Source organism: Algoriphagus antarcticus, from assembly GCF_002150685.1.
GTDB classification, from domain to species: domain Bacteria; phylum Bacteroidota; class Bacteroidia; order Cytophagales; family Cyclobacteriaceae; genus Algoriphagus; species Algoriphagus antarcticus.
The window spans coordinates 257,624-271,345 of sequence record NZ_MSSW01000001.1; the positions used below are offsets into that span (position 1 = coordinate 257,624).

Sequence of the window (13,722 nt, forward strand, 5' to 3'; positions counted from 1 at the left end):
AAATTTCTTCTAATAGACTAAAACCTTTTAACCTTTTAGTAAGTTTTCAACCTGTCAAGTATTAAACAGCTCGGTAATGATGTGTTTTAACCGTTAAACTTATTTATTAATTGTTAAGTGAAATTTCTTTAGTTGGTTACTGACAAATCTAAGTTTTTATATAACCAACTATCTATGAAAATTCCACGCAATAAAACCTTATTCTTTTGGACTTTCCTGATGCTTACTGTTGCATGTAGTCAAACGCATTCTGTGCCAGTAGAATTTTCAATTTCACAGGGAGTAATAAATAAAATGGATTTTTCATCAGTAGGAATCCAACCGGGTCAACAATTACCTGACATTACTTTTTATACGCTAGATGGAGAAGCATTCAACTTGTCAAAAATCAAACATATTCGCCCTAAACTTTTGATAACAGGAAGCTATACTTGTGACATCACACGAGAAAAATTGTACACAATTGACTGGTTTTATGAGCAATACAAAGAAAAAGCAGACATCTATTTGATAAATACGCTGGAAGCACACCCACAAAGTTCTCCAAGTCCTTATTCAATGAGTGAGGTTCCTTGGCCGGCTATAGATAACATTCAAGCAGGAATAACCGCGGAACAGCCCAGAACAATGGACGAGCGTATAGGGCTGGCAGAAAAATGGATAAAAGAGGAAAAAATAAAAACACCCGTTCTCTTAGATGGTCCGAAGAACGAATTTTGGAACCTGGCTGGACAAGCCCCTAATATGGCTATATTGATTTCGTCTTCAGGGGGAGTAGTTTTAAAACAATCTTGGTTTGATGAGCAGGAAATTAAAGAGACAATGGAAATCCAACTCAAAAATCTGAACTTACCTCAAAACAAGTAATTAAGTAAATTGTGTTTGTTCAGTTGAGCGTCACGAAATACTACCTAACATCTTTTAGAAAATCGGATTGAAACCAGCAGAAAAAACATTCCATCAATTCTTTAAGTGGTAATTAGGTTTTTGACATTTACAGCAAGCCAAAGAACCGAAAGCAATTGATAAAACTTCAAGTTTTTCTTCAAGTTTTATTCGTTCAAAATCTATGATTGAGAAGTAAAACGATTCGTCAATTTTATTAACTATAGAATAAGGCATTCGATTAATAAAATAAGCTTATCCAGCATAAAAATAGGCTTTAGTTAAAATCTGAGATAATTACTCGTTTCAATAGGGTTGAAAACCAGCCTACTATCAAACGGATTATATCAACAACCTATTTTTAATTTTAGAACTCAAAAATAAATTATTTGTAAACTTTTTAGCTTACTTAAAATTATAAAATATTGATAGTTAGCGCATTAATAATTTTTGTTGTAAACTATCTGATAAAAATCATTTTTTAAACTTCAAATTTTACTTACTTCATGTATTAATTTAGTACAAGGGAATTTTAAACCAACAAAAGATGAGTACTCAAGTCCACACTAAAGTTCAGCCCAGAACATACACTCAAGATGAAGCATTTGAAGCTTCCCAAGCCTATTTTAAAGGAGATGATCTAGCAGCTCGTGTGTGGATCAATAAATATGCTTTGAAGGATTCGGAAGGCAATTTGTATGAATTGACGCCAAACGACATGCATACCAGAATAGCAAAAGAGCTGGCAAGAATCGAAACCCGTTACCCAAATCCTCTTTCAGAAGCAGAGATTTTTAATCTGATTAAGGATTTCAAATACATAGTGCCTCAGGGCAGCCCGATGGCTGGAATTGGCAATCCATATCAGATTGCTTCACTTTCCAACTGCTTTGTGATAGGGAATAACGGTGAATCAGATTCCTATGGAGGTATCATGAAGATTGATCAAGAACAGGTTCAACTGATGAAGAGACGAGGTGGTGTAGGCCATGACTTATCACACATTCGCCCGAAGGGCTCTCCTGTTAAAAACTCTGCGCTTACCTCTACTGGCATTGTTCCGTTCATGGAGCGCTATTCTAACTCTACCCGTGAAGTCGCGCAGGATGGACGTCGTGGCGCGCTAATGTTGTCGGTTTCTATCAATCATCCGGATTCTGAGGATTTTATCGATGCCAAATTGGAGCAGGGGAAAGTTACTGGCGCAAATGTATCTGTAAGAATCGACGATGAATTTATGAAGGCTGTCAAATCAAATTCTGATTACACACAGAAATACCCAATCTTCAGCGAAACTCCAAAATTCTCAAAGACCATAGAAGCTACGAAACTATGGAAGAAAATCGTCCATAACGCATGGAAGTCGGCTGAGCCGGGTATGCTCTTTTGGGACACAATTATCAATGAATCGGTGCCGGATTGCTACGCAGACTTAGGATTCAAGACCGTATCTACGAACCCATGTGGAGAGATCCCCCTTTGTCCTTACGATTCTTGCCGTTTACTGGCGATAAATCTTTTCTCTTACGTAGAGAATCCATTCACCCCTGAGGCAAGTTTCAATTTTGAGTTATTCAAAAAGCATGTGCATTCAGCACAACGCCTAATGGATGACATCATCGATCTGGAATTAGAGAAAATCGATGCGATCATAGAGAAAATAGACGCTGACCCAGAACAGGACGACGTAAAAGCTACTGAACGTAATTTATGGCTCAATATCCAGAAGAAAGCAAATGAAGGGCGTAGAACAGGAATAGGCATCACTGCCGAAGGAGATATGCTCGCTGCCTTGGGAATCAGATACGGAAGCAAAGAGGGGAATGAATTCTCGGTAGAAGTGCACAAAACATTAGGTATTGAAGCATACAGAGCGTCAGTATATACCGCCAAAGACAGAGGAGCATTCGCTATATTCGATGCAGAGCGTGAAAAAAACAATCCATTTATCCTTCGTCTCAAAGAAGCAGATGAAAAGCTTTACTACGAAATGCTGGAGTATGGAAGAAGAAATATTGCGCTTCTTACCATCGCGCCTACTGGCACGACCAGCTTGATGACACAGACCTCGTCAGGTATTGAGCCAGTATTTATGCCAGTATATAAGCGTAGAAGAAAGGTCAATCCCAATGACAAAAACGTGCGCATTGATTTCGTGGATGAGTTAGGTGATTCCTGGGAGGAATATGTGGTATTCCACCATAGATTTAAGCAATGGATGGAAGTGAACGGAATAGATTCTTCCAAGAACTTTGTGCAAGCAGAACTGGATGAAATCGTGAAAAAATCTCCTTACTACTTAGCTACTTCCAATGATGTGGACTGGATGAGCAAGGTAAGCATGCAAGGAGCTGTGCAAAAGTGGGTAGACCACTCGATCTCCGTGACAATCAATCTTCCAAACAATGCCACCGAAGAACTGGTAGGTCAATTGTATATGGAAGCTTGGGAAGCCGGTTGCAAAGGAGTTACTGTATATCGAGACGGATCAAGATCAGGTGTTTTGATTTCTAATGAAGAGAAAAAAGAAGTAGAAAAAGGAATACTAGAAGATTCTATCTCTCCTTTTCCTACCAAAAGACCGCAAGTATTGGAAGCTGATGTAGTTCGCTTTCAGAACAACAAGGAAAAATGGATTGCATTTATAGGCCTGATTGATGGAAGACCTTATGAAGTTTTTACAGGTTTGGCGGACGATGAAGATGGCATCCTAATTCCTAGGTGGGCGAATAAAGGTGTGATCATCAAAAACAGAAATGAAGATGGCACTTCGCGCTATGACTTCCAGTATAAGAATATACGAGGATACAAGACGACCATAGAAGGTCTTTCGCATAAGTTTGATCCAGAGTATTGGAACTACGCCAAGCTGATCTCCAGTACACTTCGCTATGGAATGCCGATAGAAAAGATCGTAGATCTGATCAACAGCTTACAATTGGATAACGAATCTATCAATACTTGGAAAAACGGGGTAGTTCGTGCAGTGAAACGCTACGTAGAAGATGGAACGAAAGCTAAAGGACAAGCTTGTGAGCAATGCAAATCAGTTAATCTAATCTATCAGGAAGGCTGCCTGACCTGCAAGGACTGCGGTTCTTCCAAGTGTGGTTGATCTTCAAATTCATTATAATTAAAAAAGGAAGCCTGAGCGCTTCCTTTTTTTTGGTTTAGAAAAAGTTGAAGAGATAATACGTTCTGTATCTGAACAGGATTATGATCTTGATTATTTATGTAACGATTTAGAATAAAGCAGGCTGACAAAACACTTCGCACCTCATTGTGTTCTTAGTGGTGATACAACCAAAAAAAAGTCTCCAATTCACACAGGAGACCTTTTTTATATATTCGGATGAATTGCTTACACGACTACTTTCTCTGCAAGCAATACAATCACATTGTCTTTTACTTCCACTACTCCACCATCCACAATCATGGATTGCTTTCCTTCCGGAGTGGTAAAGGAAACAGTTCCCTTTGCCAAAGCCGATACGATCGGAGCGTGATTATTCAGCACCTGAAATGATCCATTGGCACCAGGAAAACTGGCCTCGGATACTTCACCCTGAAATACTTTTTTGTCCGGTGTGACGATTTCTAAATGCATACGTTTAATTTCTGATTAGTTGTTAAAGGATAAATCTTTTGACAGAATTACTTCTCTCATGGTTATTAAACACTTAACCATTAACCGAATTACCTTACTTCTGCCAACATTTTCTCGCCCTTAGCGATCGCATCATCGATGTTACCTACTAAGTTGAAAGCTCCTTCAGGAAGGTGATCCAATTCACCGTCCATGATCATAGTGAAGCCTTTGATGGTGTCTTTGATATCTACCAACACACCTTTCAATCCTGTAAACTGCTCTGCTACAAAGAATGGCTGAGACAAGAAACGCTGAACACGTCTTGCTCTGTGTACAACTTGCTTATCCTCTTCAGAAAGCTCTTCCATACCCAAGATCGCAATGATATCCTGCAATTCTTTGTAACGCTGAAGAAGCTCCTTCACACGCTGTGCACATCCGTAATGCTCTTCGCCCAAGATATCTGGAGAAAGAATACGTGATGTAGAATCCAAAGGATCCACTGCTGGATAGATTCCTAGTTCGGCAATCTTTCTTGAAAGTACTGTAGTAGCATCCAAGTGAGCGAAAGTCGTCGCTGGAGCCGGGTCAGTCAAATCATCCGCAGGTACATATACTGCCTGTACAGAAGTAATGGATCCGTTTTTAGTAGAAGTAATACGCTCCTGCATAGTTCCCATCTCTGTTGCCAAAGTTGGCTGGTAACCTACCGCTGAAGGCATACGTCCAAGAAGTGCGGACACTTCAGAACCAGCCTGAGTGAAGCGGAATATGTTGTCGATAAAGAATAGAATATCCTTACCTGCCTCATCGCCTTCTCCATCTCTATAATATTCTGCCAAAGTCAAACCAGTCAAGGCAACTCGTGCACGCGCCCCTGGAGGCTCGTTCATCTGACCGAAAACAAAGGTTGCTTTAGAGTCTTCTAGTTTTTTCAAATCAACTTTAGAAAGATCCCATCCACCTTCTGTTTCCAAGCTGTGGACGAAGTCATCACCGTAAGTCACGATTCCTGACTCGATCATTTCTCTCAATAAGTCATTTCCTTCTCTTGTTCTTTCGCCTACACCTGCAAATACAGATAGACCAGCATATGCTTTCGCAATGTTGTTGATCAGTTCTTGAATCAATACAGTTTTACCAACACCTGCACCACCGAACAAACCGATCTTACCACCTTTTGCATAAGGCTCGATCAAGTCAATCACTTTGATACCCGTGAAAAGTACTTCTGTAGCTGTAGAAAGATCTTCAAAACGAGGCGCAGATCTGTGAATAGGAAGTCTTTTCCCTTCAGGAAGCGGAGGAAGACCATCGATAGGTTCTCCAACCACGTTAAAAAGACGGCCTTTGATACCTTCACCAGTAGGAACTGAAATAGGCTGACCAAGGTCTCTTACCTCCATGCCACGAACCATCCCTTCAGATGAGTCCATTGCAATAGTTCTCACCCGATCTTCACCCAAGTGCTGTTGAACTTCCATTACGACCACTTGGCCATTTTCTTTGGTTACTTCTACTGCGTCAAGAATGTTTGGCAGCTTACCGCCTTCGAAGGAAACGTCCACTACGGGCCCGATCACTTGAGTTATCTTTCCAATATTTGCCATTTGATAATTGAAATGTAAAAAGGATATGCTTTTTGAATTCGACCGCAAAATTAACCAATAATGCCTAAACCCAAAGGATATTTGGGAAATAATCTACAGCTTCTCAATAAATTGTCCTTCATTGGCTTCTAAAGCCGCTCTAACAAAAAACTACTCTAATATTCTTCTGGCAAATAAAAATGCATTAGACCAGTATCGATTACTAAGATAATCTTCCGAGACGCCCAAGGAAGTGGACGAATGAATAAAGCGGACATCACCACGCGTGGTTTCAGTTACAATACCTGAATGAGTGACTTGCTTCTTTCTTCTACCAGTTGCAAAAAATAATACATCTCCTGGTTTGATGTCATTTGTTCGAATGCTTTTACCCATTTTACTTTGATCAGTTGAGATTCTCGGCATCGTAACTCCCACAGTATAAAAAGAATGATAAACCAAAGCAGAGCAATCCATCCCTGAGCGTGTAGTTCCTCCATAACGATAAGGTGTTCCTGTATAGCTTCTAGCCGTCTGAATGACAGTGTTAAAAGGCTCACGTCCTACCTTCTTTCTGGAGGCGCAGGATGTAGCGAGCATCAATCCCAAAACAAGAAAAAAAGCGGTAAAACGGAATTGTTTGCGCAGCATAGTGGTTTTTGATCTTTCAAGTATAAGTCGAAGTCAATCAGGAATCAACCTTTTTTGATCAAAAAGAAATTCATTTCCTTAACTTAACGAGCGCAATTGAAGACTATGAGCAAAGAAGAATTCGCCAACCTCCCTTTCCACAAAAAAATAAATACCCTCTACACGGAAGGCACCTTCGTTGTGGGTATTCGCTATTACAAACACAAGGTGAATCTCTATCTACTCGAAAGCGAATACGTTGAAGTTTTTTACAATCACAAGCACGACAAAATCGACAAGATTGATTTTTTGCCACGTGATCACACGAGGATGAAGTTCTATTTGGATCAGATAAAGTTGGATTAAGAAAGTCTATTTATTTAAGTGAAGTAATCTTATTCAGAGCACAGCTCATGTCAGGCTGAGCGAAGGTTTTGTCAAGCTGAGCGAAGTCGAAGCCCTTTCAACCTAGGAAGAATGGTCATCCGATTTAGAGGTCTTGGAGTTACGTTTAAAATATTTATGCGAAGTACCATTCTTGCAATCCGCTAATTCTTTCAACTTATCCCACTCATCATTAATTAGGGCAAGTTTCTTATTTCTACTCCATCCTTTGACTTGTTTTTCAAAAGCAATAGCCTGATTGACTTCTTGAAATTCCTGCACAAAGACTAACTCTGAAGGCCTTCTTTTGACCGTATAGCAAAAGAGATCCAAACCCTCATTATGTTCAGCCATTCTTCTATCCAAGTTATTTGTAACTCCTGCATAAAAGGAGTCGTCAGAACATTTCAATCTTTAGACAAAATATGTTTTTATAAGATTGGAATTTAAAAATTGAAGGTCTCATAACCCTGTTCGCTTATGCCAAAGCTTCTAGCACTAATGAAGTTCCATAAAACTATACTTAATCAAATTTTTAAAAGTCACTTGTTGATAGACTAAAGGTCCTCGACTTCGCTCGGACTGACAAAACGCTCCGATTTTAGAATGAACCAGAACAATTTTGGGGTGATAAATCTGCGATGATCTGCGAGAAATAACAGAAAAATCGAGTAATTCGTACCATTAATTCCGATACCTATGAAGAGAAAAATTGCCCTTGTGACCGGCGGATATACTGGAGAATCTGTTATTTCTCTGAAAAGTGCCGCTGTGGTGGAAAAAACCATTGATCGCGATCTTTACGACGTGTACAAAATATTGATCTATCCTGGTGATTGGCATTTTTTGAGTACTTCTGGAGAAAAAACTCCTGTGGATTTGAATGACTTCAGCATCAGAATTGGCGACGAAAAAATCACTTTTGACGGAGTTTTCAATATCCTTCATGGCTCACCTGGAGAGGATGGCAAACTTGCAGGATATTTCGATATGATCGGCATTCCATACACTACATGTGATCAGCTTAGCTCCGCCATCACCATGAATAAGGGCTACACCAAAGCCATAGTAGATGACATCGAGGAACTTCATGTCGCTAAATCTCTTCAGCTTTTTGAAAACTCATCCACAAATCTCCAACGCGTGAAAGATGAATTGACTCTACCGCTATTCATCAAACCAAACAATGGAGGAAGCTCTATCGGGATGAGCAAAGTAAAAACATGGGAAGAATTGCCTGAAGCGCTTGAAAAAGCTTTTGCTGAAGACACCCAAGTGCTTGTCGAGGAGTTTATATCAGGACGTGAGTTTTCTATTGGTTGCTATAAGGGAAAAGGAGAAATAACCGTGCTTCCTGCTACAGAGATCGTGAGCAGCAAGGAGTTTTTTGACTATGAGGCCAAATACATCGCTGGCATAACAGAGGAAATAACACCGGGACGTCAAAGTGAGGAAGAGGTAGCACGCGTCAATCGAATTATTCCTAAAATTTACGAGAAGTTAAACTGCAAAGGAGCTATCCGAGTAGATTACTTTCTCCAACATGAAACCGGGAAATTTTACTTTATCGAAGTGAATACTGTCCCAGGACAAACCGAAACTAGCCTGATTTCACAGCAAATTCGTGCTATTGGAATGGAAGTAAAGGATTTCTATACTGAGCTGATTGAGGAGATGTTTTGAAGACCGAAGTTGTGAGACCGATGTCCGAAGCAAAAAACAAAAGCTCTCGATGTAAATCGAGAGCTTTTGTTTTTATAGACCAAATACGGATTTTATTCTATCCACGTAGTCCAGTTTTTCCCAAGTGAAAAGCTCTACGTCTAAAACTATTTTATCACGGTATGGAGAGATGAAGGTTTTTGTTACTACCTCGTTTATTCTTCCCATGTGACCATAAGCTGCAGTTTCCTCGTAGATAGGATTTCTCAACTTAAGGCGCTGCTCGATGGCATAAGGACGCATATCGAATATCTCTTCGATTTTCTTCGCAATCGCTCCATCATGCATATCCACCTTAGAAGTGCCATAGGTATTGATATAAATACCCATTGGCTGGGCAACTCCAATCGCGTAAGAAACCTGTACCAACACCTCATCTGCAATACCTGCAGCCACCATGTTTTTCGCAATATGACGAGTGGCGTAAGCAGCAGAGCGGTCAACTTTTGAAGGATCTTTTCCAGAGAAGGCCCCTCCACCGTGAGCGCCTTTTCCTCCGTATGTGTCCACAATAATTTTTCTTCCTGTCAAACCAGTGTCACCATGTGGCCCACCGATTACAAACTTCCCTGTTGGGTTTATATGATACTTGATTTCTGAAGTGAACAGCTTTTGTAATTCCGGCTTCAGCTTCGCAATCACTCTTGGAATCAAGATAGAGATGATATCTGACTTGATTTTGGCAAGCATTGCCACTTCTTCGTCAAAATCATCGTGCTGAGTAGAAACTACAATTGCCTCAATTCGCTGTGGTACATTATCATCACTGTATTCTATAGTGACTTGAGCCTTTGAGTCAGGACGGATATAGGTGATGTCTTTATTTTCTCTTCTCAACTCAGCCAATTCACGAAGGATCATGTGCGAAAGATCCAAAGCCAAAGGCATGTAATTTTCAGTTTCGTTAGTTGCATAACCGAACATCATTCCCTGATCACCTGCACCCTGATCTTCTGGATTGCCGCGAACCACACCTTGATTAATCTCCGACGACTGCTCATGAATAGCAGAAATCACTCCACATGAATTTCCCTCAAACATGTACTCACTCTTCGTATAGCCGATTCGGTTGATCACGTCACGGGCGATTTTCTGCACATCAAGGTAGATGTCAGAATTCACCTCTCCTGCCAAAAACACCTGGCCAGTCGTCACAAGCGTTTCACATGCTACTTTAGAGTTAGGGTCGAAAGCTAAAAAATTGTCAATTAACGCGTCAGAAATTTGATCTGCGATTTTATCTGGATGCCCTTCAGATACTGATTCTGAGGTGAATAAATATGCCATAAATATATGTTGGAAATGCGTTTTTTAAAGGTTGCACAAAAATACGGGAACTAGGGGAAATAAAAAATTGAAAACTTAAAACTGGGGGAGTTTTAAAAGTATGGATAATTTGTAACTTAAACTGGAAAAACTGTGACTTATCAGTACGTTTATAACGTAATGGAATCTTTAATCTACTAAGCATTATGAGAAATCAACTTTATACTGCTATGATTATTCTATTGTTAGGTTGCTCGCAAGAAATTGAAAATCCTGAGCTAGTAGAACCACCTCCGCTTCTAATCGAGACAAAGTGTAACCCCAAAGACATTTGCTGCTATGACCTGAGTGACAAGGCTGGGAAATATGATCTGTATAGCAGTTGGGAATTTGCAGGATTTCAGAACAGTTCCACCGACCCCGAGCCATTTGACAACCTGACGTGTCTTGCAAGAATAGCAGTCTTTTCCCTTGGAGGCGAAGATTACAGTAATATTTTCAAGGTAACTCTTCAGTTTTCTAAAGAAGATTCCAAATTGTCAGAATGCCACAATCTAGCCTCCTTCAATGTCAGAACATTTTCAAATGAGATCGAAGGTTGTTTTTCCAGCAGTAAGGCAGGAAATCTCACATTTTTTGCTCCTAAAGAAGGAATAGAATTTATACCATATATAAACACTTCAAACACTTTTCCCGTGTTAGAATTTGAAGCTGATTTTTTGAAAGCAATTGAGTCGGTAGAATCCTTCGAAATAAAAAGTAACAAACTCTATCTGACTTCAAAAGGCATAAGTGCAAAACTCCTTTTTATCGCCATTGAAGATTGACTTAATCGCGAGAAAACATTTATTGAAAAATCTTTAGGTAGCCACCCCTCAACTATGTCAAACTTTGCTTTTTTGATCCTCATATTTTAGAATTATTAACCTAAAAAGAGCTAGTGCTAAGTAAGAGAAGCCTGCACCAAGTTTGCTGGATTCTAAAATGCCTAATAAGCGAAACTCCTCGTTTTCATTCGTAAGCATAAAAACATACATTGAGTTCAACGCAAACACAACGATTAAAACTCATAAAAAACCTCTGGCAATTTTCCACATCTTATGTATCTACAATCTCGAGAGAAGGTTGACCTCTTAATCCTCTCTTGAATTCGTCCCTGTTTGCAAAAAAGTAGGAAAAGACTAAAAGGGAAACTGTAAATGCTAAGATCTTAACAACTAGAGATCGTTTCATAGTGCAATCTTTAAAAGAGAAAAATCATATCAATTTAAAGAATTAGTAATTTATTCCAATAAGGTCAACTTGATTTTTTCATCAATCCCTCCGTGATCTCATTCATCGCCTTCACTTTGTATTCAAAGTCACCTTTTAGTGTATCGCGATAGGCATTGAGGGCGCAAAATAATGAGCGTGTGGTCTATGTGTAAGTATAGGTTTAATCCCTGAGATTCTTTACTTTTTACTAGCTAGCAAAACTAGAATATGACATTTCTATTGTAACTGCTTATCCAAAAAGAATTTGGTTCTGTCAGCCAGAAATAAGGGAATGTTTAACAAATTCTCTTGTCTTAGGAGGTTTCGCATAGAGTACCTTACCTTCACTTTTGGACCATAGGTAGATTCGTAAATAGACATGCTCTTTCCTCGAATCGTTTGGCCTGATTTGACTTCAATGGGAATTAGGGTGCCCTCTGCCTGTAGTAAGAAGTCCAACTCTGCTTTCCCATCCGAAGTCCAATATGCCGGAGTATTTTCAAATTGTACCAAGAGTGATTGTAGCACATAGTTTTCAGCCAATGAACCTTTAAATTCTGTGAATAAATCATTGGCGTTTAAGACTGACCTGGCGTCTAATCCTGCTTTCTTTCGAAGGATCCCCACATCCAAAAAATAAACTTTGAATGCAGAAAGATCTTTGTATGCTGACAATGGGATACCAGATTTAGTTACTCAGAAACCTTGTAAACCAGACCTGCCTGTATCAGCCAAACTAACGCATCTTCGAATTCTCTTGCCCGAGCTCCTGGTTTCACTACTTGGAAGAGAAATTTTTTATTTTCTTTACCTAATTGAGAAGGAATAGAATCCCAAATGTAACTTATCTTTTGAATGTCCTTGGCGGCTACGTGTTTAGAGAAATCGAGCTGATAGGAAAGGTTGATATTTGCCAAGAGCTCCTCCACTCTTTTCAAGTCTCCCGTTTCAGCCATTTCCCGCGCTGGTTCTGGCATCCCACCCGAAAGGCTGTACAGCCGAAAATTCTCTAAAATTCGATTGAAAAAGAAGTCAGGAATGGGCGATAGTTCGCTAATAGAATAAATGTACCGCTCCATTTCCACATCTTTCTCTTCCAAAAACTCTAAAAAAGTAAGCGGGTACATCTCCAAAAAATCCTCTTTTCCAACTGGAAAAGAAGCCTGATTGCCAAGCGTTACTCCCAGAAGTGAGCCTGCACCTACAATATGATAGGCAGAATCTGATTCTTCAAAATACTTCAGCGAATTCAGTGCTTCTTTACATTCCTGAATTTCGTCAAGAATTATTAGCGTTTGTTTTGGCTCAATCTTAAAGCCAACGACCAAGGAGAGATTCTGAATGATTTGGGTGGGCGCTTTGCTGATTTCGAAAAACTGCTTAAGATCGGGTTGCTTCTAGAAATTGAAGTATGCACTATTTTTATAGTTTTTGCTTCCGATATGCTTCAGAATAGTGGTCTTGCCCACCTGTCTCGCGCCTTTCAGGAAAGTGGTTTTGGCTTTTCTCTTTGACCCCACTCAGCTAGTTTCTTGTAAATGATTCGCTCGAAAAAGATAAATCACATTTTAAGAATCAAAAATGTGAAAGATATCACATAAATAAGACCCTAAAATGTGATTTTCTTCACATAATCAGAATATAGCTGATTTTACGTTCAAGGATTCGTCAGGTATCAGACTTTTGATTTCTCACTTTCACCAATCCCTTCGTGATCTCATTCATCGCCTTCACTTTGTATTCAAAGTCCCCTTTTAGTGTTTCGCGATAGGCATTGAGGTTGTCCAATAAGTCATCGATTTCCTCAGGAAGTACTTCCTCGAGCAATTGACGAAGTCGCTTGGCAGCAGTTGGAGATTTGGCATTGGTACTGATGGCGATTTTCAAGTTTCCTTTGGTGACTATTCCTCCCAAATAAAAATCACAGAGATCTGGCGTATCGGCCACATTTACTAAAAGAAAGCGCTCCTTTGCCTCATTGCGAATCTGCCGATTGACAGCTTTATCGTCCGTAGCAGCGATCACGATATGCTTTCCTCCAAGATACTTTTCATGATAGACATCTTCGATCATGGTCACAGAATCTGTAGTCGATGCCAGATCCAAAAAGCTCTGAGAGAATTCCCTAGACACTGCTGTAACCTGAGCATTAGGACTTGATTTTAGCAAAAATTCCAGCTTTTCAGTACCCACATTTCCTCCACCAATCAGGAGTAAGCTGAGCTCATGTACTTTGAGAAATATGGGGTATAGATGGTTCATTTTTTAAGTATAAAGATGCTGGTATCAAGACAATAAACTAACTGAATTTCATTAGTCAGAATTCTTCATTCGATGTTCGATATTAGGTAGGAAAATGTTAAAGTTGAAAAGTATGCAAACAGGACTTCCTGATTTACAGAT

At 39.6% G+C, this 13,722-nt stretch carries 12 protein-coding genes and 1 pseudogene; 5 read left to right on the forward strand and 8 right to left on the reverse strand.

Features of this window, described 5'->3' with window-relative positions; genetic code table 11:
* Positions 1 to 174: 174 nt before the first annotated feature.
* Together BVH04_RS01100 and BVH04_RS01105 are read left to right on the forward strand one after the other, a co-directional pair.
* Positions 175 to 867 (forward strand): hypothetical protein, encoded by a 693-nt coding sequence (locus BVH04_RS01100; RefSeq protein ID WP_086539486.1) that lies wholly within the window; start codon positions 175 to 177, stop codon positions 865 to 867.
* 565 nt (positions 868 to 1,432) lie between these two features.
* Positions 1,433 to 4,000 carry an adenosylcobalamin-dependent ribonucleoside-diphosphate reductase gene (locus BVH04_RS01105; RefSeq protein ID WP_086539487.1) on the forward strand — a complete coding sequence of 856 codons (2,568 nt, stop codon included), beginning with the start codon at positions 1,433 to 1,435 and terminating at the stop codon, positions 3,998 to 4,000.
* A gap of 246 nt (positions 4,001 to 4,246) precedes the next feature.
* Here the strand turns inward: BVH04_RS01105 and atpC are convergent, their stop codons facing one another.
* The 3 genes from atpC to BVH04_RS01120 form a co-directional block, all read right to left on the reverse strand.
* Complete coding sequence (gene atpC / locus BVH04_RS01110) at positions 4,247 to 4,492, reverse strand: ATP synthase F1 subunit epsilon (RefSeq protein WP_086539488.1); 246 nt, start codon at positions 4,490 to 4,492, stop codon at positions 4,247 to 4,249.
* A gap of 89 nt (positions 4,493 to 4,581) precedes the next feature.
* Complete coding sequence (gene atpD, locus BVH04_RS01115) at positions 4,582 to 6,084, reverse strand: F0F1 ATP synthase subunit beta (RefSeq protein ID WP_086539489.1); 1,503 nt, start codon at positions 6,082 to 6,084, stop codon at positions 4,582 to 4,584.
* Between the two features lie 150 nt (positions 6,085 to 6,234).
* A complete protein-coding gene (locus BVH04_RS01120) occupies positions 6,235 to 6,714 on the reverse strand; it encodes a C40 family peptidase (RefSeq protein ID WP_086539490.1) in 480 nt (159 codons plus the stop codon).
* A 105-nt stretch (positions 6,715 to 6,819) separates the two neighbouring features.
* Between BVH04_RS01120 and BVH04_RS01125 the strand changes: the two genes are divergently transcribed.
* On the forward strand, positions 6,820 to 7,059 hold the full coding sequence (locus BVH04_RS01125) for a hypothetical protein (protein WP_086539491.1): 240 nt from the start codon (positions 6,820 to 6,822) through the stop codon (positions 7,057 to 7,059).
* A 102-nt stretch (positions 7,060 to 7,161) separates the two neighbouring features.
* Here the strand turns inward: BVH04_RS01125 and BVH04_RS01130 are convergent, their stop codons facing one another.
* A complete protein-coding gene (locus BVH04_RS01130; RefSeq protein ID WP_169714335.1) occupies positions 7,162 to 7,488 on the reverse strand; it encodes a GIY-YIG nuclease family protein in 327 nt (108 codons plus the stop codon).
* 288 nt (positions 7,489 to 7,776) lie between these two features.
* Here BVH04_RS01130 and BVH04_RS01135 point away from each other — a divergent pair, with 288 nt between their 5' ends.
* Positions 7,777 to 8,760 (forward strand): D-alanine--D-alanine ligase, encoded by a 984-nt coding sequence (locus BVH04_RS01135; RefSeq protein ID WP_086539492.1) that lies wholly within the window; start codon positions 7,777 to 7,779, stop codon positions 8,758 to 8,760.
* A gap of 72 nt (positions 8,761 to 8,832) precedes the next feature.
* Here BVH04_RS01135 and metK read toward each other — a convergent pair whose 3' ends face one another.
* Positions 8,833 to 10,086 carry a methionine adenosyltransferase gene (metK, locus tag BVH04_RS01140; protein WP_086539493.1) on the reverse strand — a complete coding sequence of 418 codons (1,254 nt, stop codon included), beginning with the start codon at positions 10,084 to 10,086 and terminating at the stop codon, positions 8,833 to 8,835.
* Positions 10,087 to 10,271: 185 nt separating this feature from the next.
* On the opposite strand from metK, the gene BVH04_RS01145 reads away from it, so the two are divergent.
* A complete protein-coding gene (locus BVH04_RS01145; RefSeq protein ID WP_086539494.1) occupies positions 10,272 to 10,892 on the forward strand; it encodes a hypothetical protein in 621 nt (206 codons plus the stop codon).
* A 664-nt stretch (positions 10,893 to 11,556) separates the two neighbouring features.
* Here the strand turns inward: BVH04_RS01145 and BVH04_RS25695 are convergent.
* From BVH04_RS25695 to BVH04_RS01155, 3 genes and pseudogenes are all read right to left on the reverse strand, one after another.
* Positions 11,557 to 12,000 carry a DUF4143 domain-containing protein gene (locus BVH04_RS25695; protein WP_317045474.1) on the reverse strand — a complete coding sequence of 148 codons (444 nt, stop codon included), beginning with the start codon at positions 11,998 to 12,000 and terminating at the stop codon, positions 11,557 to 11,559.
* Between the two features lie 11 nt (positions 12,001 to 12,011).
* Positions 12,012 to 12,839: pseudogene (locus tag BVH04_RS25700) on the reverse strand (ATP-binding protein).
* Between the two features lie 148 nt (positions 12,840 to 12,987).
* On the reverse strand, positions 12,988 to 13,581 hold the full coding sequence (locus tag BVH04_RS01155) for a precorrin-2 dehydrogenase/sirohydrochlorin ferrochelatase family protein (protein ID WP_086539495.1): 594 nt from the start codon (positions 13,579 to 13,581) through the stop codon (positions 12,988 to 12,990).
* Positions 13,582 to 13,722: the final 141 nt, after the last annotated feature.

Coding starts and splice junctions, on each gene's coding strand:
- BVH04_RS01120 (WP_086539490.1), bottom strand. CDS start 6,714: ATGCTGCGCAAACAATTCCGTTTTACCGCTTTTTTTCTTGTTTTGGGA.
- BVH04_RS01155 (WP_086539495.1), bottom strand. CDS start 13,581: ATGAACCATCTATACCCCATATTTCTCAAAGTACATGAGCTCAGCTTA.
- BVH04_RS01105 (WP_086539487.1), top strand. CDS start 1,433: ATGAGTACTCAAGTCCACACTAAAGTTCAGCCCAGAACATACACTCAA.
- atpC (WP_086539488.1), bottom strand. CDS start 4,492: ATGCATTTAGAAATCGTCACACCGGACAAAAAAGTATTTCAGGGTGAA.
- BVH04_RS01100 (WP_086539486.1), top strand. CDS start 175: ATGAAAATTCCACGCAATAAAACCTTATTCTTTTGGACTTTCCTGATG.
- metK (WP_086539493.1), bottom strand. CDS start 10,086: ATGGCATATTTATTCACCTCAGAATCAGTATCTGAAGGGCATCCAGAT.
- atpD (WP_086539489.1), bottom strand. CDS start 6,084: ATGGCAAATATTGGAAAGATAACTCAAGTGATCGGGCCCGTAGTGGAC.
- BVH04_RS01135 (WP_086539492.1), top strand. CDS start 7,777: ATGAAGAGAAAAATTGCCCTTGTGACCGGCGGATATACTGGAGAATCT.
- BVH04_RS01125 (WP_086539491.1), top strand. CDS start 6,820: ATGAGCAAAGAAGAATTCGCCAACCTCCCTTTCCACAAAAAAATAAAT.
- BVH04_RS01145 (WP_086539494.1), top strand. CDS start 10,272: ATGAGAAATCAACTTTATACTGCTATGATTATTCTATTGTTAGGTTGC.